Below are 19,522 nucleotides of genomic sequence, written 5' to 3'. Positions count from 1 at the left end.
CTGGAAGTTAGAGGTTCTGTTCCAGGAAAGCCTCCAGTTGGGATTTGCTCAGGGCCCCCACCTTGGTGGCCTCCACTTCACCGTCTTTGAACAGCATCAGGGTCGGAATGCCGCGAACCCCGTAATGCTGCGGGGTCTTGGGGCTCTCGTCGATGTTCAGCTTGGCGACTTTGAGACGCTCCTGATATTCCTCGGCGATCTGGTCCAGAATGGGGGCGATCATCTTGCAGGGGCCGCACCATTCCGCCCAGAAGTCCACCAGCACCGGCAATTTGGATTTTAGTACTTCTTCTTCGAAATTGTCGTCGGTTACATGAACGATTGCGTCACTCACGCGGGTCACCACATGGGCAGTTTCAGGAAGTTGAATCGGAAAGACTCCGGCAGGCTCCGATTTGCCGGACATTTCAGCTTAATCGTTGCTGAATTTCAAGTGTTTCCGCCGTCGGAGCCGGGTGGGAGCAGGCATTGTAAGTCTTCCACCGCCGGAAAGCCATCGATGCGGCGCTCAGGCTGGCGGCTGTCCGGGCGGCTGATGGCGATCTGGTGGGCGATGCCGAATCGCCGGGCCGCTTCGAGCACCGGCAGACTGTCGTCGATCATCAGCGCCCGTTCCCGCGGAAACGGGTGCTCGCGGTGCAATGCCTGCCAGAACGCCTGTGATTCCTTGGGGTGCCCGTAGTGATGGCTGCAGACGATTCGGTCGAAGAAGCGCTGCAGGCAGGTGCGCTCCAGCTTCAGCGCCAGGGCCTGGGGATGGGCGTTGGTCACCAGCCACAGGCGCTGACCGGCGTCGTTGACGGCGCTGAGGAAATCGTCGACATGGGGCAGGGTTTGGATCAGACCGGCGATTTCCGCCTTCAGACCCGCCAGGTCGAGGCGAAGTTCCCGGTTCCAGTAATCCAGGCAGTACCATTCCAGTTTGCCCTTCAGGGCCTCGAAGCGGGGCATCAGCTCGGCCTTGGCGCGGGCGACCGTCAGGCCGTGTTTCTCGGCATAGCGGGCGGGGACGAATTCGAGCCAGAAGTGATTGTCGAAGTTGAGATCCAACAGCGTGCCGTCCATGTCCATGAGCACGAGGTCGATCTCCTGCCAGGACAAGGCGGGCCGGTTCGTTTGCGGGGAGGCAGTCATAGTAAAATGTTGCCTTTGTTCAACCGAGGTAAGGAGCAATGCAAAATCTGCCATTGGCGCGCCTGCTGACGCCGGTCATCGACACCGCGCGCTGGGCCGGGCAGCGGATCATGAAAATCTACGCGTCGGATTTCAACGTCGCGTTCAAGGACGATCGATCCCCGCTCACCGCCGCCGACACTGCTGCCCACCGCTGTATCGTCGATTCCCTGTCCCGGCTCGATCCGGCGTTTCCCATCCTCTCCGAGGAAGCCAGCGACCTTCCCTACGAGGAGCGCTGCCAGTGGCGCACCTACTGGCTGGTCGATCCCCTCGACGGCACCAAGGAATTCATCCACCGCAACGGCCAGTTTACCGTCAACATCGCCCTGGTTCACGATCACGAACCGGTGCTCGGGGTGGTTTACGTTCCGGCGGAAGGGACGCTCTATTACGGTGCTGCAGGCCAGGGAGCCTTCAAGCAGGTTGCCGATGGCTCGCCGCAGCCGATCCGGGTGCGGAAGCCGGTGCCGGAGAGGCTGGTCATCGTCGGCAGCCGTTCCCACCAGACGCCGGAATTTGCCGAATATCTCCGCCGCCTCGACGGCGACTATGAACTGATCTCCATCGGCAGCTCCCTCAAATTCTGCCTGGTGGCCGAGGGCAGTGCCGATCTCTATCCACGCCTGGGGCCCACCTCCGAGTGGGATACCGCCGCCGCCCATTGCGTGGTGGTGCAGGCCGGGGGCTTCGTCGTCGATCTGAGCGGCAAACCGCTGCGCTACAACACCAAGGCGTCGGTGCTGAATCCCTACTTTCTGGCCTACGGCGACGATTCCCGCGACTGGCTGCGCTATCTTCCGGAATCCCTGTGAGCCGTTTCTGCAGGTGTTCGATCCGCGCCGGTTGGCCCGGCCTGAGGGCCAGTTCCGTCAGAAACACGTCCATGGCTTTAGGGCGCCGGTGCCTGATCCCGCCAGTTCCGATAGGGATTCTGGGCCAAGCAGGTGTTGTAGTAGCGCGGATCTTCGGTCACTTCGCGGCCGATCCAGGGTGGTTTGACGAAGGGTTCATGGGGATGGTTCAGTTCGATTTCGGCCACCACCAGTCCGGCGTTGTCCCCTTCGAAGACGTCGATCTCCCACAGATGCCCTTGGTGTTCCACGAAATAGCGGGTCTTTTCGATCAGGGGAGGCCGGCACAGGGTGTCCAGCATCTCCTCGGCGTCCTGCCAGGGAATCTCGTACTCGTATTCGTGACGCCGGGCGCCGATGGTGACGCTTTTGATGTTGAGCCAGCCGTGTCCGTCGGCGCTGCGGACCCGCACCGAACAGTTTTTGGCCTGGTTTAGATATCCTTGGCGGATACGGCTCTGGCGTGACACCAGGGCGCGCCAGCGGTCGTCCCGCACCAGAAACTTGCGCTCGATTTCCAGTGCCATCTCAGTCGTCGAGGGCCTTGTGGCTGCCGTCGCACAGGGGGGGATTTTTGGTGTGTTTGCAGGCGCAGAAATAGACGGTGGCGCTTTTGTCCGCGCTCCAGGCCAGAGGGGTGAACCCGGTTCCCTTGTGGGAGCCGTCACAGAAGGGCTGATCCTTGCTGCGGCCGCAGCTGCACCAGTAATAGGTCTTGCCGGCCTCGACCTCGACGGGGATGGGGGATTTCTGCGCCACGACAGGTTCGCTCATGGAGACACCTCCTGGATGAAGATTTTGCGGACAGGCATTATGGTAAGGCCGATGGGGCCTGAAAGCCATAGCCGCCTCCCGGGAGGGGGATGTCAGGAGCTTTCGCGTCGTATCAGCCCGCGGTCGTCGATGACCCGGTTGCGGCCTTGGCGCTTGGCTTCGTAAAGGGCCTGGTCGGCGCGCTCAATGAGGCTGTCGACGGTGTCGTTCTCCTCGAGGCCCGCAATGCCGATGGAGAGGGTGACCTGGCCGAGGGTTTCCTCGTTGTCGCGCCGTTTCAGGCGGCTTTTGGCCAGGGTCTCGCGGATCTGCTCGGCCAGGCGGAGTGCTTGCGCGCGGTCGAAGCCCTGCAGCAGGACGGCCATTTCCTCACCACCGTAGCGGGCGGCGATCTGGCCCGGGGGCAGGTGTTTCCTGATGACCTCGGCGGTGAAGCGCAGGACCTTGTCACCGGTCAGATGACCGTATTGGTCGTTGATCTTTTTAAAGTGATCCAGGTCCAAGAGGAGCAGAAAACTGGTGCCGACCGGGGCGTTGGCGAGCAACTGCTGGATCTTCATGTCGAAGGCCCGGCGGTTCAGCAGGCCGGTGAGGGCGTCGGTGAAGGCAGCCTCTTTCATCATTTCCAGCTCGGCCCGCAGTTGGTGGATTTCCCGGTTGGTGGCCTGCAGGTTGCTGCGCAGTTCACTGCCGGCGGCGGCCAGGTTGCGGGTTTCCTGGATCACGTTCTGGAGGACCTCGGCGATCTGTGCCGGCTCCTGTTGCTGCAGCAGGGCGGCCTGCTGCTCCAGCGTGGCGGCCGAGTGGCCCGCTTGGGTTTCGGTCTTTTCCACTTCTGACAGGGTGTTGCCAACTAGATGCTGGAGTGAGTCGCCGACCTTCTCGAAGCGGCGGGCGGCCTCATCGAGGATGTATTCCTTGTAGAAGCGGATGCACAGCTCCGGCGTCAGGGGCTGGTGGGTCTGCTGGAGCCGGTCGATGGCCTCCCGCAGAGGGCGGTTATTGCCGGCGACGTAGTCGTAGCCTATGGCATAATTGACTGGATTGACCGGTAGCCGGTGCTTGCTCAGCAAGGGCAGGGTCAGGCGGAGATATTCGGCCGCCTGATCGGGCGTCTCGTGATAGCGGGGGATGAAGGAGATGCGGTCTTCAGCCATGTGAGGTTTTGTCAGGCTATTTTCTGTTGTTGCTGACCAATTATTGTAGCTTCATTTTTTGATTGTTTTATGAATCTCGACGAACTGCAGACTCAGCTGGAACGCTGCCAGAGCCGGGACCGCCATCGGCTGGCGCGTCAGTTGCAGCGCCTGAAGGATCTGGACCCGGCGCGGCTGGAACGCTTGCGCCGGGAGCTGGAGGCTTCCGTCGCCGCCACCGAGGCCCGCCGGTCCCGCATTCCGCCGCTGGCGTATCCCGAGCTGCCGGTGGCGGCCAAGAAGGACGACATCGCCGCCGCCCTTCAGGAACACCAGGTGGTCGTGGTCTGCGGCGAGACCGGCTCGGGCAAGACCACCCAGCTGCCCAAGATCTGTCTCGAGATCGGTCGCGGCACCCGCGGCATGATCGGCCACACCCAGCCGCGCCGCATCGCCGCCCGCAGCGTCGCCGCCCGCATCGCCGCCGAGCTCAAGACCCCGCTGGGGGCGCTGGTGGGATTCAAGGTGCGCTTTTCCGACCACACCCGGCCGGAAACCCTGGTCAAGCTGATGACCGACGGCATCCTGCTGGCGGAAACCCAAAGCGACCGCTATCTGACCCAGTACGACGCCCTCATCATCGACGAGGCCCACGAGCGCAGCCTCAACATTGACTTCCTCCTCGGCTACCTCAAGTGGCTGCTGCCGCGGCGGCCCGATCTCAAGCTCATCGTCACTTCCGCTACCATCGACCCCCAGCGTTTTTCCGAGCACTTCGGCGGGGCGCCGATCATCGAGGTGTCCGGGCGCAGCTATCCGGTCGAGGTCCGCTACCGTCCCCTGGCGGGCGAAGGGGAAAGCAGCGACCAGGATCTGATCCAGGCGATTCTGGAGGGCGTCGACGAACTGGCGGCCGAGCGCCTGGCCGACATCCTGGTGTTCCTCACCGGCGAGCGCGACATCCGCGATGCCGCCGAGGCCCTGCGCAAGCACCATCCGGAGAAGTACGAGATCCTGCCCCTGTACGCCCGCCTCAGCGCCCGCGAACAGCAGAAGGTGTTCCAACCGGGCGGCAGGCCCCGGATCGTGCTGGCCACCAACGTGGCGGAAACCTCCCTGACGGTGCCCGGCATCCGCGCCGTCATCGATTCGGGCCTGGCGCGCATCAGCCGCTACAGTCCCCGCAGCAAGCTCCAGCGCCTGCCCATCGAACCCGTCTCCCAGGCATCGGCCCGGCAGCGGGCTGGGCGCTGCGGCCGCATCGCCCCCGGGGTGTGCCTGCGGCTGTATTCCGAAGAGGATTTCCTCAGCCGTCCGGCCTTCACCGATCCGGAAATCCGCCGCACCAACCTGGCGGCGGTTATCCTGCAGATGAAGGCCCTGCGCCTGGGGGACATTGAGACTTTCCCCTTCATCGATCCCCCCGACCCCAGGCAGATCCGCGCCGGGATCAAACTGCTGCAGGAACTCCAGGCTCTGGACGGGAAGGGGGAACTGACCGCCATCGGCCGGCAGCTCATCAAGTTCCCCATCGACCCGCGGCTGGCGCGGATGCTGGTGGCGGCCCGGGATGAGAACTGCCTGACCGAGCTGACCGTCATCGCCGCCGCCCTCAGCATCCAGGACCCGCGCGAGCGGCCCGCCGACCAGGCCCAGGCCGCCGACGAGAAGCATGCCCTGTGGCGCGACGAGAAGTCCGACTTTCTCGGTTTCCTCAAGCTGTGGAATGGGTATCAGCAGCAGCGCCGCCATCTCTCCAACACCCAGCTGCGCAAGTGGTGCAAGGCCCATTTCCTGTCCTATCTGCGCATGCGCGAGTGGCTCGACCTCCACGGCCAGCTGCTGGAGATCGTCAAGGGGGAACTGGGCTGGCGCCCCAACCAGCAGCCGGCGGAATACGACGCCATCCACCGCGCCATCCTCAGCGGATTGCTGTCCCAGATCGGCTTCCGCCGCGACAAGTACGAGTACGAGGGGGTGCGGGGGCTGAAGTTCTTCATCTTCCCCGGCTCCGGCCTGTTCCAGACCCGCCCGCGCTGGCTGGTGTCGGCCGAACAGGTGGAAACCAGCAAGGTGTACGCCCGCATCAACGCCCAGGTGGAGCCGGCCTGGATCGAGCAGTGCGCCGGCCATCTGCTCAAGCGCCACCATTACGATCCCCACTGGGAGCGCAAGGCCCGCCGGGTGGCGGCCTTCGAGCGCGTCACCCTGTGCGGCCTCACCCTGGTGGAGCGGCGCAAGGTGGCCTACGAGAAGATCGATCCCAAAAAGGCGCGGGAGATCTTCATCGCCCAGGCCCTGGTGCAGCAGGACTACGACTGCAATCTCGACTTCTTCTGCCACAACCGGGCCCTGCTGCGGGAACTGGACCTGCTCCAGCACAAGGCCCGCCAGGGGGATCTGCTGCTGGACGAGCGCTGGCTCTACGACTTCTACGACCGCCAGATTCCGGCACGTCTAGCCAATGCCGACGATTTCGAACGCTGGTACCGGCGCCAGGTCCGCAACCGTCCGGACCTGCTCAAGCTCGACCGCGACGCGGTGATCCGCCATCTCGACGGCGTCGATCAGGCCGATTTCCCCGACCACTGGGAAGACGGCGACCTGCGTCTGGCGCTGCGTTACCGCTTCGAGCCGGGGCACGAGGCCGACGGCGTCAGCGTCCTGGTGCCGGTGGCGGTGCTGCCCCAGCTCGATGCGCGGCCCTTCGCCTGGCTGGTGCCGGGGCTGCTGGAGGAAAATGTGGTCTTTATCCTGAAGGGCCTGCCCCGCAGCCTGCGCCGCCGGCTGGTGCCGATTCCCGATACCGCCTGGCGGGTCTGCCGGGAACTGCAGGGCCGGGACGGGGATTTCTGGGCCGAGCTATCGCGGGCGCTGCTGCGGGTCACGGGGGTCGAGGTCGGCGCCGATGCCCTCAAGACGGTGGAACTGCCCGACCATCTGCAGATGAACTTCCAGGTCCTCGGTGAGCGCGGCCGGGTGCTGGCTCAGGGGCGGGATCTGGAGCGGCTCAAGACCAAGCTGGCGCTGTCGGCGCGGGAAACCTTCGCCCGCAGCGATGCCGGCGATCTGACCCGCACCGGCCTGAAACGCTGGGACTTCGGCCCGCTGCCCCGGTCCCACAAGATGAGGCGGAAGGGCCAGCTGGTAATCGGTTTTCCGGCGCTGGTGGACGAGGGCGACAGCTGCGCTGTGCGTCTGTTTCCCACCTCGGGTGAGGCGCGCCGCGCCCACCGCCGCGGCCTGATCCGCATGCTCCAGTTCCAGCTCGGCGGCGATTTCCGCCGTCTCAAAAAGCAGCTGCCCTTCAGCACCGCCGACGAGATCGCCTATGCCCGCTTGCCTGCCCATCCCTGGCGCGACACCGGCCCCCGGCGCCCGCTGCTGGACGAGGTGGCCGACCGGGTGATCGAGGAGGTATTCCTCGGCGACGACCCCGACATCCGCGACGCCGAGGCCCTGGCATCCTGTCTGGCCGCCCACCGCAGCCGGCTGTTCGAAACCGCCCAGCGCCTGGGGACGCTGGTGCGCGACATCCTCCAGGGACTGCAGGCCTGTCGCCGCCGCCGCGGCGAACTGAAGCATCTGGAGAAGTCCCCCAGCGGCGCCGACATCGACCAGCAGCTGACCCTGTTGGGGTACCAGGGCTTCGTCGCCCGCATCCCGATGGCGCAGCTGCAACACCTGCCGCGCTATCTCAAGGCCTTGCAATACCGGCTCGACAAGGCAGAATACGAACTGGCCAAGGACGAGGCGCGGGTGGCGAAGATCCGCCCTTTTTGGGACGCCTACTGGCGGCAGGCCGAGGCCGGCACCATCGAAGACCCGGATTCCGACCCCTTCCGCTGGAGCCTGGAGGAGTTCCGGGTGTCGCTGTTCGCCCAGCAGATCAAGACCGCCTATCCGGTGTCGGAAAAGCGTCTGGCCAAGGCCTGGGCGGAATACCAGGCCGCCTGATGGCCGCTGCGGGAGCCAGGCTTCAGGCACGCCGTGAACCCGTCCTTGGGGGCTCGGACCCGGCCATCCAGGCCGGGTACGGCCTTCAGCCTGCCTCCCGCAGCGGTCTTTTGTTAATTGATGTGGAGATTCATTCATGCACATCGGCACCCCTCTGACCGCCAGCGCCACCAAGGTCATGCTTCTGGGCAGCGGCGAGCTGGGCAAGGAGATTGCAATCTGCTGCCAGCGCCTCGGCCTGGAAGTGATCGCCGTGGACCGCTATGAAAATGCCCCGGCCCAGCAGGTGGCCCATTCGGCCCACGTCATCGACATGACCGACCCGATCCAGCTCGAGGCCCTGCTGGCGCGGGAAAAACCTCACTGGATCGTGCCGGAGATCGAGGCCCTGGCCACCGATACCCTGGCGCGGATCGAGGAACGAGGGCTTGCCACCGTGGTGCCCTGCGCCCGGGCGGTGCAACTGACCATGGACCGGGAAGGCATCCGCCGCCTGGCCGCCGAGGAGCTGGGGCTTCCCACCTCCCGTTACGCCTTCGCCGCCTCCCTGGAGGAACTGGAGGCGGCGGTGAAGGGAGTGGGGCTGCCCTGTTTCGTCAAGCCCACCATGTCCTCCTCCGGCAAGGGCCAGTCGCACCTGACCGCCCCGGATCAGATATCCGCCGCCTGGGACAAGGCCCGAAGCGGCGGGCGGGTGGACCGGGGGCGGGTGATCGTCGAGGAAAAGATAGATTTTGACTTCGAGATCACCCTGCTGACGGTGCGGGCGCTGGATGAAAGCGGCCGGTCGCAGATCCATTTCTGCCAGCCCATCGGCCACCGTCAGGAACAGGGCGATTACGTGGAAAGCTGGCAGCCCCAGCCCATGACCCCCAAGGCGTTGGAAGCCGCCCAGGCCATCGCCGCCAGGGTGGTCGAGGCCCTGGGCGGGCTGGGGCTGTTCGGGGTGGAGCTGTTCGTCAAAGGCGATCAGGTCTGGTTCAGCGAGGTCAGCCCCAGACCCCACGATACCGGTATGGTGACCATGGCGAGCCAGGTGCAAAGCGAGTTCGAGCTGCACGTGCGCGCCTTTCTGGGCCTGCCGGTGGACACCACGCTGCGACGGCCCGGGGCCAGCGCCGTGATCTATGGCAGCGTGGAAGGGGCGGGGCTGGTGTACGAAGGAATCGAAAACGCCTTGGCGGTGCCGGAATCCAGCCTGCGCCTGTTCGGCAAACCGCTCGCCTATCCGCGCCGGCGCATGGGGGTGGCGCTGGCGACGGCGGAAACCATCGAAGCGGCCCGGCAGGGGGCCCGGCGCTGCGCCGCCGGGGTGCGCCCGGAATTGGGCTAAACTGAAACAGGGACGAACAACAGGGTGCAAGCGTTCGATGTGGCGACGACTGGGATGGTTGCTGTGGCTGACGGGCTGGGTTCCGGTGGCGGGGGCGGACGTCTATAAATACGTCGATGCCAACGGCCGGGTGTATTACGCCGACGAGCGCAAGCACCCCGGCTACCGTCTCATCATCCGCACCCCCAGGCCCCGTCCGGCATCCGGCGGCGGGATGCTGCCGCGGCGGCGCAGCCGTTTCGCCCCCCTCATTGAACAGGTGGCCAAAAAATACGCCCTCGATCCCCGCCTGCTGCACGCGGTGATCCGGGCGGAATCGGCCTACGACCCCAAGGCGGTTTCCCCCAAGGGGGCGGTCGGGCTGATGCAGCTGCTGCCCCGGACCGCCCGTCGCTATGGCATCGACGACCCCCGCGATCCCAAGGCCAATCTCGAGGCAGGGGCCCGTTACCTGCGGGATTTGCTGCGCCGCTTCAAGGATGTCAGACTGGCGGTGGCGGCCTACAATGCCGGGGAGGCGGCGGTGGAGAAATACGGCAACCGCATCCCGCCCTACCGGGAAACCCGCCGCTACGTGGCGCGGGTCATGCAATTTTATGGGTCCTGACATGACACAACCCCTCTCTCCCGCACAACTGCTGGAAGATGACCGGGAATTGCCCTCCCTGCCGGACGTGGTGGTCCGGCTTCGGGCCGCCATCGACGATCCGGCCTCCACCGCCGACACCCTGGCCGAGATCATCGCCAGTGATCCGGCTCTGACCGCCCGGTTGCTGAAGCTGGCCAATAGCCCGCTGTACGGTTTCGGCGGCCGTATCGACACTATCAGCCGGGCGGTGACCCTGGTGGGACTGGAGCCTATCTATCATCTGGCGCTGGCGACCACCGCGGTCAGCGTCTTCCGGGGCATTCCCGCCCATCTGATCGACATGGACGAATTCTGGGTGCAGAGCACCTATTGCGGCGTGGTCGCCCGCCTGCTGGCCCGGGCCGCCGGGGTGCTGCACCCGGAGCGTCTGTTCGTCGCCGGCCTGCTGCACGGGATCGGCAGTTTGGTCCTGTACGTCAAATTGCCGGACCCATCCAGGGAAGTGCTGCTCGCCAGTCAGGGGCGGCGGGAGCTGATCCCGCTGCTGGAGAAGGATCTGCTCGGCTTCACCTATGCCGACGTCGGCGGCGAGATCGCCCGCCGCTGGAAACTGCCGCCCTGGCTGCAGACCGCCATCGCCTGGCAGCTCAATCCGGAGCAGGCGGGCGATTTCGGGATGGCAACCGGGATTCTCTGCCTCGCCAACCGCCTCACGGACGTGCTGGTCCACGGCGATGCCATCGAGGACATTCTGGCGGAGGTTCCCGCCGGCGTCAGGGAGCTGGTGCCTTTGGCAGAGGGCCAGATACTGGGGGTGATGACCGAAGTGACCAGCGAATTCACCGAGGTCGCCGCCGTGCTGCTGTCGGTATGATGGGGCGACTGGGTGTCTTGCTGTGCGGCTGGCTGCTGGCCGCCGCCGCCCTTGCCGGACTGCCGGAGACCATCGTCCGCGTCAAGCCTGCGGTCGTCGCCGTCGGTACCTATCAGCGCACCCGGGCGCCGGCGGCGGTGTTCCGGGGGACGGGGTTCGCCGTCGCCGACGGCCTGCACCTGCTCACCAACGCCCACGTGCTTCCGGAGAAGCTGGCGGCTGACAAGGGCGAGATTCTGGCGATCTTCTTCAAGACCGAAGGCCGCGACCGTCTGCGCCGGGCCGAAGTGGTGGCGGTGGACAGGACACATGACGTCGCCCTGCTGCGAGTCGGCGGCAAGCCACTCCCAACGCTCTCTCTGGGGGATTCCGACCGGGTGAGGGAAGGGGCGCTGTACGCCTTTACCGGCTATCCCATCGGCATGGTGCTGGGCCTGTATCCGGTGACCCACCGGGGTATCGTCTCCAGCATCACCCCCATCGCCATTCCCGCCCCCCGTGCCGGTTTCCTCGACCCCAAACTGCTGCGCCGCCTCAACCAGCCCTACCGCGTGTTCCAGCTCGACGCCACCGCCTATCCCGGCAACAGCGGCAGCCCCCTGTACGACCCGGAAACCGGTGCGGTGGTCGGCATCATCAACAAGGTGTTCGTCAAGGAGAGCAAGGAAAATTTGCTCAGCAAGCCCAGCGGGATCAGTTACGCGATCCCGATCCGTTACGCGGAGCGGCTGCTGCGGCAGGTGGGGTTGCGCTAGACCGTGGAAATCCGCCATGCCATATAGCCGGTTTGCATAGCCAAATATGTGTTATATGAATATATGTTTTTTTAATAAGAGAGCGGATTACGCTACAATCCCGGGCAACTCAAGTAATGCCAACCGGGGAAAACAGCATGACACTTGCCATTCTGCTCTCGCTGCTGATCGGGATCACCCTCGGGCTGCTGGGGGGCGGCGGATCGATCCTGACCGTTCCCATCCTGGTCTATGCCCTGCACGTGGAGGCCAAAGAGGCCATCGCCACCTCGCTGCTGGTGGTGGGGGTGACCAGCTTCGTCGCCATGCTCCAGCACGCCCGCCGCGGTTCGGTCAGCTGGCGGGTGGGGCTGGTGTTCGGGCTGGCGGGGATGGCCGGCGCCTATCTGGGCGGCTGGATGGCGCGTTTCATTCCCTCGCCCCTCCTGTTGCTCTTCTTCGCCCTCATCATGTTCGCCACCGCCTGGGCGATGCTGCGCAACGGCCACAAAGCCGAACAGCCGCGCAATCCCGGCGACTGCCTCGACTGCATCCCGCTGGGGGAGGTGATTGTGCACGGCCTGGTGGTGGGGGCGGTGACCGGTCTGGTGGGCGCAGGCGGCGGCTTTTTGGTGGTGCCGGCCCTGACCCTGCTGGGGGGATTGCCCATGCACCTGGCCATCGGCACCTCGCTGCTGGTGATCGCGATGAAATCCGCCGCCGGTTTCCTGGGGTATCTGACCCACGTCAGCGTGGATTACAAGTTGGCCTCCGTGGTGGCCGGTTCCGCCGTGGCCGGTTCCTTTCTCGGCAGCTGGCTGGCCCACCGCATCCATGCCCGTCATCTGCGCAAGGGGTTCGCCTGGTTCGTCATCGCCATGGCCTGTTACATCCTCTACCGGGAACGTTTGAAGATTCTGCCGTCCCTGCTGGATCTGTGGGCGCATTTGCAGGTTCTCGCCGCACCGCTGTTTTCCTGAAATTTCATCGATCAAAGGAGATTCGCCATGACTTCACCGACCGTTCAACCGTTTTTCCACGATCAGTCCGATACCTTCAGCTACGTGGTAAGCTGCCCGGAAACCCGGCAGTGTGCAATCATTGACGCCTGCCTGGATTTCGCCTACAACGCCGGGCGAATTCGCACCGAAAGCGCCGATAAGATCGTTGCCTACGTCGAGGACAACGGCCTGACGGTGCAATGGATCCTGGAAACCCACGCCCACGCCGACCATCTGAGCGCGGCCGCCTACCTGAAAAGCAAACTGGGCGGGAAGATCGCCATCGGCGAGCACGTCAAGGAGGTGCAGCAGTTCTTCAAGGGATTGTATAACGTTGACGACGTTTCCGGGGACGGGCGCGAGTTCGACCGGCTGTTCGCCGACGGAGACACTTTCCAGATCGGCAACGTGCCGGTGCGGGTGATGCACACGCCGGGACACACGCCCGCCTGTATCACCTACGTGGTCAACGAGGAATGCGCCTTCGTGGGGGATACCGTGTTCATGCCCGACTACGGCACCGCCCGTTGCGATTTCCCCAACGGCAGTTCGCGGCAACTGTACCGTTCCATCCGCGATAAGATCCTGGCGCTGCCGGAGGACACCAAGCTCTACATGTGCCACGACTACCGCCCCAATGCGCCGGGGCCGCGCTACGTCACCACGGTGAAGGAGGAACGCGAACGCAATCCCCTGGTGCACGACGGTACCAGCGAGGACCAGTTCGTCAAGATCCGCGACGGCATCGACCGGGTGCTGCCGGCGCCGCAGTACATCCTGCCGTCGCTGCAGGTCAACATCCGCGCCGGACACATGCCGCCGCCGGAGGCGGGCGGCAAGCGTTACCTGAAGCTGCCGCTCAATGTCCTGGGCAGCAACAACGTCGATCTGGATTTCTAAAGCGGCTTGTTTTTTGTGATTCGCCGCCAAATAGAGATTTGAAGCTGTCCAACTGTAACCGGAGGGGAAAATGGCCAAGATTCTGATTTCCGCCAAACACGGCACTAACAATCCAACCCTGGCGACGCTGCCTTATATCGCCGCCAAGACCGCCAAGGAGCAGGGACACGAGCCTATCATCTTCCTGTGGGATGAGGCGACGGCTCTGGCCCGCCCCGGAGCGGCCGACTGCATTCAGGGAGTCAACATTAAACCGCTGAAGGAGGTTCTGGCGACGGTGATCGAGCAGCAGATTCCGGTCTGGGTTTGCAAGGGCTGCGCCCTGGCCCGCGGGGTCGATCCAGACAACATGATTCCCAACGCCGAAATCAAGGAGATGGGGGATTTCATCCGGGCCCTGGCCGAATGCGACAAGAACGTCGAATACTGAGCCTGGTATCGGTCTGAAATGAAAAAACCCGCTAAACTCAGCGGGTTTTTTCATCGGACGGCCTGCAGGCTCAGGGGGTGATCTTCAGGCGCTTGAGCAATTCCTCGTCGCGGTAATGGACATCGGTCCAGCAGCGCGGCAATTCCTCCCCGGAGGGGAAGCAAAGGTCGGCCTTGGTGAACTTTTCCGGATCGCCCGGTTCCTCGCCGTAGTGAAGGCGACCGATGATCTCCTTGTGCAGCGGGTTGACAAGGTCGTTGAGGCTGAGGACTTCGACCAGATGCCCGTCTTGTTTTCTTTTTAGGAACATGATGACCTCCTGTACGGTCGGTTTGTAAATTGTGTACCCCGATTTTAACGTTGCCGTCGGGGCTTGTCGAAACGGGTTAGCTTTTCTCCGCTGGGGAATCGCCGGTTTCCAGTCTGGTCCCGCAGTAGCTGCAGTATGGGCCATCATCGCGGCGATGGGCGCCGCAGGCCGGACAGGTATTGAGCTTTTTGGGCAACTGGCCCAGTTTGCCGCCGAAGGCGAGAACGCCGGCGATCAGTTCCGGGGCGTGGCAATAACTGGTCCACACCAGCCAGGCGGCGGTGGCGATGACCAGGAGCCAGAACAGCAGCACCAGCAGGTGTTCCCCCCACAGTGCCAGATACGGCGCCACGATATCGAGGATGAGGTTCTGTGCCAGCAGCAAAATCACCAGAGTGGCCAGGGGCGGCAGGATCGCGCGCAGAAACGAGGCGATGCGGCCGTTTTCCGGCAGGGCGGCCTGAATCTGGCGCGCCAGCACGAAGAGCAGCACCAGGATGACCAGCTGGGTGAGAAACAGGGCCAGATCCGCCAGCGACAGTCCCCGCAGCAGCGGGGTTTCGGCGAACAGGTCGCTGCTGGCGACCACGACACCGATCAGCCAGGTGAAGAGGATTGCGACCAGGGATTGTAGCGGCTTCCGCCAGGCCTGCATCGCTCAGCCCCGGCGCTGGTTGATGAAAGAGCCGTCGGCGTTGAAGTACAGCTCCCATTCCCCCGCAGGGGTTTCGACTTCCACTTCATAGGCGAGCGGCTCGCCCTGGGCGTTGACGACCACCTCCGCCTCTTCGATTTTCCCGTCCGGGAAACGCTGCCTTACCTGCGCCTTGACGGCGGGCGGCAGCAGGCCGGGTGACAGCTTGCGTTCATACCCGAAAAAACTGCCGTCGGTGTGATAGAGCGCCTCTTCCTTGTGGCTGTTACGGCGGAACTCGAACTCGTACAGCGGTTCATCGTATTCGTCAGCTTCGTATTCCACTTCCACGTCGCGCGCATTCGGATGAGCTTTCTGAAATGCCTGCCGGACCGCTTCGGGCACCTGTTCGAGGGAGATCTCCTCCGCCTGGAGGTTCAATCCGAAACCGCCCAGCAGTGCCGCGGTGATGAGCCATTTGCCGTTCATCGTTCCTCCCGGAATGTGGCTGCTTCGTCACAAGCGATTATGGGGGCGGCGCCCTGCGAACTCAAGGCGCATCCACCGTCACCGGCCAGTGGACGATGTGACGCAGCTCAAAACGTTCCCGCAGGCGGGGGATGACGGCCGCAACCCGCTCTGAGGTGTCGAAAAACTCGATGATCAGCGGCAGTTGCAGCGACAGGGACAACAGGGCCGTCGTATGCAGCTTGCCGGAATCGCCATAACCGGCAACGGCGCGGATCAGGGTGACGCCGCTGACCCGTTCCTCGTCGTGGAGGAAACGCAGCACGTCGTCGACGGGGGCTTCGCCCTCCAGGGTATAGATGCGGACCAATTGATGATTCTGGCTCATGTGGAAGCCCTCCCTATGATGAGTCCCAGCCAGGCAGCCAGGATGCAGAGCAGGGTATTGAACAGAAAAACCGCCAGGGGCAGATTCCATGAATGGTTCAGGTCATGGCCCCGTTCCAGCAGGTGGAACACCAGATACAGTCCCGAGGCCAGCACGAAGACGCCCAGCAATGAGATCAGCACCAGGGCGCGTCCCTCCATGCTGAGCTGGCTGTGGGCGCTGGCCAGGTGAAACACGAAGCCGATCAAAAAGGCGCCGATGATGTTGAGCAGCAACTGTCCATAGGGCAGCCAGTGGCCCGGTGCCAGATGGGCGGGCAACAGCAACAGGCTGCGGCCCAGCACCACGCCCAGGGCGACAGCGCTCAAGCACAGCAGTACGCTGGCGAACACATTGGCCAGGGCGCGCCAGAACTGCCCCTGTGCGATCAGATTGAGGGTTTCCAGGGAGAAGGTGGAAAAGGTGGTGAAGGCGCCGAGAAAGCCCACCAGCAGGGCGGGACGGTAGAGGACGGCCAGCCGCCCCACCGGCTCGGCCAGCAGCCCTTCGCTGAGCAGGCCGATCAGGAAGGAACCGATGACGTTGACCGCCAGGGTGCCGTAGGGGAAATCCCGTCCCAGCCACTGATAGATTCCCGAGGACGCCAGAAACCGCAGCAGGGCGCCGGCCGCCCCGCCCATCATGATGGCAACGGCCTGCAGGGCGGTCATGGCACCAGCGACAGTAGGACCCCGGCCGCCACCGCCGAGCCGATCACCCCGGCCACGTTCGGCCCCATGGCGTGCATCAGCAGGAAGTTGTGGGGATTGCTTTCCAGCCCCACCTTGTTGGCGACCCGGGCCGCCATGGGCACCGCCGATACCCCGGCGGCGCCGATGAGGGGATTGATGGGAACCCTGCCGATCCGGTTCATCAGCTTGGCCATAAGCACGCCTGAGGCGGTGCCCATGGCGAAGGCGATGGCCCCCAGGAGCAGAATCCCCAGGGTTTCCAAGGTGAGAAAGCTGTCGGCCTTGAGCTTGGAACCCACCGACAGTCCCAGGAAGATGGTGACGATGTTGATCAGTTCGTTCTGGGCGGTCCTGGCCAGCCGCTCCACCACGCCGCTCTCGCGCATCAGATTGCCGAAGGCGAACATGCCGATCAGGGGCGCTGCGGAAGGCAGCAGCAGGGCGGTGAGGACGATGAGCATGAGGGGAAACACGATCTTCTCCCGCCGGCTGACGGGGCGCAGCTGCAGCATTTCGATGCGGCGTTCCCGCTCGGAGGTCAGGGCGCGCATGATCGGCGGCTGGATCAGCGGCACCAGGGCCATATAGGAATAGGAGGCCACGGCGATGGCGCCGAGCAGCTCCGGCGCCAGGCGCGAGGCCACGTAGATCGAGGTGGGGCCGTCGGCGCCGCCGATGATGGCGATGGCCGCCGCATCCCGGAGGCTGAATTCCAGCCCCGGTATCCAGTTGAGGGCGATGGCGCCGAGCAGGGTGCCGAAGATACCGAACTGGGCCGCCGCCCCCAGAAACAGGGTGCGGGGATTGGCGAGCATGGGCCCGAAGTCGGTCAGCGCTCCCACGCCCATGAAGATCAACAGCGGGAAGACGCCGGTCTTGATGCCGTAATAGAGGTAATGGAGGATGCCGCCTTCGTCGGAGATGCCGGCGACCGGAATGTTGCTGAGGATGGCGCCGAAACCGATGGGCACCAGCAGCAGCGGTTCGAAGCCCTTGCGGATGGCCAGATACAGCAGCAGCAGGCCGACGCCGATCATCAGCGCCTGGCCGCCGCTGAAGTTAGCCAGGCCGGTACTTTGCCACAGCAGTTGCAGATTTCCCATACCGGCCTCAGCTCAGGGTCAGCAATACGTCGTCCACCGCCACGGCGTCCCCCTCCTTGACCATGACCCCCTGGACCGTGCCGCCCTGCTTGGCGCGCACCTCGGTTTCCATTTTCATGGCTTCCATGACCACCACCACGTCACCCTCCTTGACCACGTCTCCGGGGGTGACGTTGACCTTGAGGATGGTGCCGGCCATGGGCGCGGTGACGGGGTGGCTCTCTCCGCCGCTCGCCGGCGCGGTTTGCGGCGTACCGGGCCGGACCGAGGTGACCTGGCCGCTGGGGGCCACTTCCACGTGATAGACTTTCTGGTTGACCGTCACCGTATAGCTGGCCGGACCGTCTCCGGCAGCTGCTGCCGGGGCCGGGGCTTTTTCCGTTTCGGTTTCGGCCTCGGGCGGGGGTTCGAAGGCGGCCGGGTTGCCCCTTTCCTGAAGGAACTTCCAGCCCACCTGGGGGAACAGGGCATAGATCAAAACGTCCTCGATCTCGTTCTCCGCCAGCTTGACGCCGTGTTCCCGGGACAGTTTGCGCAGCTCCCCGGTGAGTTTTTCCATCTCCGGCGGCAAGAGGTCCGCGGGCCGGCAGGTGATGGGCTTTTCCCCCTGCAGCACCCGCTGCTGCAGTTCTGGGTCCACCGGCGCCGGGGGGGCACCGTATTCGCCCCGCAGCAGCGCCTGGACCTCCTTGGTGATGGTCTTGTAACGCGCGCCGGAAAGAACATTGATCACCGCCTGGGTGCCGACGATCTGGGAGGAGGGGGTGACCAGGGGGATGTAGCCCAGATCCTTGCGCACCCGGGGGATTTCTTCCAGGACTTCGTCGAGTTTGCCTGCGGCGTTCTGCTCCTTGAGCTGGTTTTCCATGTTGGTGAGCATGCCGCCGGGAACCTGGGCCACCACGATGCGGCTGTCCACGCCCTTGAGGTTGCCCTCGAAGCGGGCGTATTTCTTCCGCACCTCGCGGAAGTACAGGCCGATTTCCTCCACCAGCTCCAGATCCAGGCCGGTGTCGCGCGCGTGGCCCTGGAACATGGCGATCAGGGTTTCGGTGGGGCTGTGGCTGTAGGTCATGCTCATGGAGGAAACCGCGGTATCGACGTTGTCGATGCCCGCTTCGGCGGCCGCGTACAAGGTGGCGACGCTGAGGCCGGTGGTGGCGTGGCTGTGGAGGTGGACCGGGATCTCCAGGTGCTGTTTCAGGCGGGTCACCAGCTCGGTGGCCACGTGGGGGGTGAGGAGGCCCGCCATGTCCTTGATGCAGACCGAGTGGGCGCCCATGTCCTCGATGCGGCGGCCCAGATCCACCCAGGTGTCGATGGTATGGACCGGGCTGGTGGTGTAGGACAGGGTTCCCTGGGCGTGCTTGCCGCAGGCGATCACCGCCTTGACCGCGTGCTCGATGTTGCGCAGGTCATTGAGGGCGTCGAAGATGCGGAACACGTCCATGCCATTGGCGGCGGCCCGTTCGACGAAGGCATCGACCACGTCGTCGGCGTAGTGGCGGTAGCCGAGCAGGTTCTGACCCCGCAGCAGCATCTGCAGGCGGGTGTTGGGCAGCGCCTTGCGGAAGGCGCGCAGCCGTTCCCAGGGATCTTCCCCCAGGTAGCGGATGCAGGCATCGAAGGTGGCCCCGCCCCACACTTCCAGCGACCAGAAGCCGACCTGGTCCAGCTTGGGACAGATGGGCAGCATGTCCTCCAGGCGGAGACGGGTGGCCAGCAGGGACTGGTGGGCATCGCGCAGGACGACTTCGGTGATCCCCAGGGAATTGCTCATGGTCGGAAGGCTCCTTGTGGATGAATTCAGCGGCAACGGTGACGATAGCGGTGCACGGCGGCGCTGATGGCGGCGATCAGCTCGTCCTCCTCGGCAGGGGGCGCCGGCTGCGGACGGGCTGGCGCTGTGGGCGCCGCTTCGGCGAAGAAGCGCTGGATGATCCAGGACATGGCGCTGACCAGAATCACCAGCAGGGTCAGGAACAGGAACACGATTCCCATCCCCAAGCCCAACAGTTCCAGCGCGTTCGTGAACAGGCTCGTCATGGTTCGACCTTCAGAATTTTTTCTTCGTGATTGCCTGAAAGGCAAAAACCGCATAAATCTAGCATTTCGGACGTCAAAAATACACCG

Annotated in this window: 22 protein-coding genes; 9 read left to right on the top strand and 13 right to left on the bottom strand. The window is 64.4% G+C overall.

Translation table 11 applies throughout. The features are described 5' to 3' along the window. Nucleotides 1–7: 7 nt before the first annotated feature. On the bottom strand, nucleotides 8–334 hold the full coding sequence (trxA, locus tag MCIT9_RS08400) for a thioredoxin TrxA (RefSeq protein ID WP_317704455.1): 327 nt from the start codon (nucleotides 332–334) through the stop codon (nucleotides 8–10). A gap of 95 nt (nucleotides 335–429) precedes the next feature. After that, a complete protein-coding gene (gene yrfG, locus MCIT9_RS08395; protein ID WP_317704454.1) occupies nucleotides 430–1,101 on the bottom strand; it encodes a GMP/IMP nucleotidase in 672 nt (223 codons plus the stop codon). Between the two features lie 71 nt (nucleotides 1,102–1,172). On the opposite strand from yrfG, the gene cysQ reads away from it, so the two are divergent. After that, nucleotides 1,173–1,988: a 3'(2'),5'-bisphosphate nucleotidase CysQ gene (gene cysQ, locus MCIT9_RS08390; RefSeq protein ID WP_317704453.1), complete on the top strand. Its 816-nt coding sequence runs from the start codon at nucleotides 1,173–1,175 to the stop codon at nucleotides 1,986–1,988. 77 nt (nucleotides 1,989–2,065) lie between these two features. On the opposite strand, the gene MCIT9_RS08385 is transcribed toward cysQ, so the two are convergent. From MCIT9_RS08385 to MCIT9_RS08375, 3 genes are all read right to left on the bottom strand, one after another. Then, nucleotides 2,066–2,554, bottom strand: a complete 489-nt coding sequence (locus MCIT9_RS08385) for a CYTH domain-containing protein (protein ID WP_317704452.1) — start codon at nucleotides 2,552–2,554, stop codon at nucleotides 2,066–2,068. Nucleotide 2,555: 1 nt separating this feature from the next. Next, nucleotides 2,556–2,801, bottom strand: a complete 246-nt coding sequence (locus tag MCIT9_RS08380; RefSeq protein ID WP_317704451.1) for a CDGSH iron-sulfur domain-containing protein — start codon at nucleotides 2,799–2,801, stop codon at nucleotides 2,556–2,558. Nucleotides 2,802–2,893: 92 nt separating this feature from the next. Then, nucleotides 2,894–3,958, bottom strand: coding sequence for a GGDEF domain-containing protein (locus tag MCIT9_RS08375; RefSeq protein WP_317704450.1), 1,065 nt, complete (start codon nucleotides 3,956–3,958; stop codon nucleotides 2,894–2,896). Between the two features lie 69 nt (nucleotides 3,959–4,027). Between MCIT9_RS08375 and hrpA the strand changes: the two genes are divergently transcribed. The 8 genes from hrpA (at nucleotide 4,028) to MCIT9_RS08335 (ending at nucleotide 13,755) form a co-directional block, all read left to right on the top strand. Next, a complete protein-coding gene (gene hrpA, locus MCIT9_RS08370) occupies nucleotides 4,028–7,894 on the top strand; it encodes an ATP-dependent RNA helicase HrpA (protein WP_317704449.1) in 3,867 nt (1,288 codons plus the stop codon). A 136-nt stretch (nucleotides 7,895–8,030) separates the two neighbouring features. Then, entirely contained in the window at nucleotides 8,031–9,227 is a 1,197-nt protein-coding gene (purT, locus tag MCIT9_RS08365; protein ID WP_317704448.1) for a formate-dependent phosphoribosylglycinamide formyltransferase, read from the top strand. 37 nt (nucleotides 9,228–9,264) lie between these two features. Next, complete coding sequence (locus tag MCIT9_RS08360) at nucleotides 9,265–9,834, top strand: transglycosylase SLT domain-containing protein (protein WP_317704447.1); 570 nt, start codon at nucleotides 9,265–9,267, stop codon at nucleotides 9,832–9,834. A 1-nt stretch (nucleotide 9,835) separates the two neighbouring features. Beyond that, nucleotides 9,836–10,690, top strand: coding sequence for an HDOD domain-containing protein (locus tag MCIT9_RS08355; RefSeq protein ID WP_317704446.1), 855 nt, complete (start codon nucleotides 9,836–9,838; stop codon nucleotides 10,688–10,690). Beyond that, nucleotides 10,690–11,445 carry a S1 family peptidase gene (locus MCIT9_RS08350; protein WP_317704445.1) on the top strand — a complete coding sequence of 252 codons (756 nt, stop codon included), beginning with the start codon at nucleotides 10,690–10,692 and terminating at the stop codon, nucleotides 11,443–11,445. Before MCIT9_RS08355 ends, MCIT9_RS08350 begins: the two co-directional genes overlap by 1 nt. Before the next feature lie 137 nt (nucleotides 11,446–11,582). After that, nucleotides 11,583–12,404, top strand: coding sequence for a sulfite exporter TauE/SafE family protein (locus tag MCIT9_RS08345; RefSeq protein WP_317704444.1), 822 nt, complete (start codon nucleotides 11,583–11,585; stop codon nucleotides 12,402–12,404). Nucleotides 12,405–12,431: 27 nt separating this feature from the next. Then, on the top strand, nucleotides 12,432–13,325 hold the full coding sequence (locus MCIT9_RS08340) for an MBL fold metallo-hydrolase (RefSeq protein ID WP_317704443.1): 894 nt from the start codon (nucleotides 12,432–12,434) through the stop codon (nucleotides 13,323–13,325). A gap of 70 nt (nucleotides 13,326–13,395) precedes the next feature. Beyond that, the gene (locus MCIT9_RS08335; RefSeq protein WP_317704442.1) at nucleotides 13,396–13,755 is read left to right on the top strand and encodes a DsrE family protein; all 360 of its coding nucleotides are present in this window, start codon (nucleotides 13,396–13,398) and stop codon (nucleotides 13,753–13,755) included. A gap of 70 nt (nucleotides 13,756–13,825) precedes the next feature. On the opposite strand, the gene MCIT9_RS08330 is transcribed toward MCIT9_RS08335, so the two are convergent. The 8 genes from MCIT9_RS08330 to MCIT9_RS08295 form a co-directional block, all read right to left on the bottom strand. Then, nucleotides 13,826–14,065: an acetyltransferase gene (locus tag MCIT9_RS08330; protein ID WP_317704441.1), complete on the bottom strand. Its 240-nt coding sequence runs from the start codon at nucleotides 14,063–14,065 to the stop codon at nucleotides 13,826–13,828. 76 nt (nucleotides 14,066–14,141) lie between these two features. After that, nucleotides 14,142–14,720, bottom strand: coding sequence for a zinc ribbon domain-containing protein (locus MCIT9_RS08325; RefSeq protein WP_317704440.1), 579 nt, complete (start codon nucleotides 14,718–14,720; stop codon nucleotides 14,142–14,144). A 3-nt stretch (nucleotides 14,721–14,723) separates the two neighbouring features. Further along, nucleotides 14,724–15,188, bottom strand: coding sequence for a PepSY-like domain-containing protein (locus tag MCIT9_RS08320; protein ID WP_317704439.1), 465 nt, complete (start codon nucleotides 15,186–15,188; stop codon nucleotides 14,724–14,726). Nucleotides 15,189–15,249: 61 nt separating this feature from the next. After that, nucleotides 15,250–15,555 (bottom strand): DUF190 domain-containing protein, encoded by a 306-nt coding sequence (locus tag MCIT9_RS08315; RefSeq protein WP_317704438.1) that lies wholly within the window; start codon nucleotides 15,553–15,555, stop codon nucleotides 15,250–15,252. Further along, nucleotides 15,552–16,265 carry a fluoride efflux transporter CrcB gene (gene crcB / locus MCIT9_RS08310; protein ID WP_317704437.1) on the bottom strand — a complete coding sequence of 238 codons (714 nt, stop codon included), beginning with the start codon at nucleotides 16,263–16,265 and terminating at the stop codon, nucleotides 15,552–15,554. Before crcB ends, MCIT9_RS08315 begins: the two co-directional genes overlap by 4 nt. Then, nucleotides 16,262–17,389: a sodium ion-translocating decarboxylase subunit beta gene (locus MCIT9_RS08305; RefSeq protein ID WP_317704436.1), complete on the bottom strand. Its 1,128-nt coding sequence runs from the start codon at nucleotides 17,387–17,389 to the stop codon at nucleotides 16,262–16,264. Before MCIT9_RS08305 ends, crcB begins: the two co-directional genes overlap by 4 nt. 7 nt (nucleotides 17,390–17,396) lie before the next feature. Beyond that, complete coding sequence (oadA, locus tag MCIT9_RS08300) at nucleotides 17,397–19,169, bottom strand: sodium-extruding oxaloacetate decarboxylase subunit alpha (protein ID WP_317704435.1); 1,773 nt, start codon at nucleotides 19,167–19,169, stop codon at nucleotides 17,397–17,399. Between the two features lie 26 nt (nucleotides 19,170–19,195). Then, a complete protein-coding gene (locus tag MCIT9_RS08295; RefSeq protein ID WP_317704434.1) occupies nucleotides 19,196–19,435 on the bottom strand; it encodes an OadG family protein in 240 nt (79 codons plus the stop codon). Between the last annotated feature and the right edge of the window lie 87 nt (nucleotides 19,436–19,522).

It is taken from the genome of Methylomarinovum caldicuralii, assembly GCF_033126985.1.
GTDB lineage: Bacteria > Pseudomonadota > Gammaproteobacteria > Methylococcales > Methylothermaceae > Methylohalobius > Methylohalobius caldicuralii.
The sequence above is the reverse complement of the archived record's forward strand: the minus strand, read 5'-3'. Positions and strand labels throughout refer to the sequence as shown.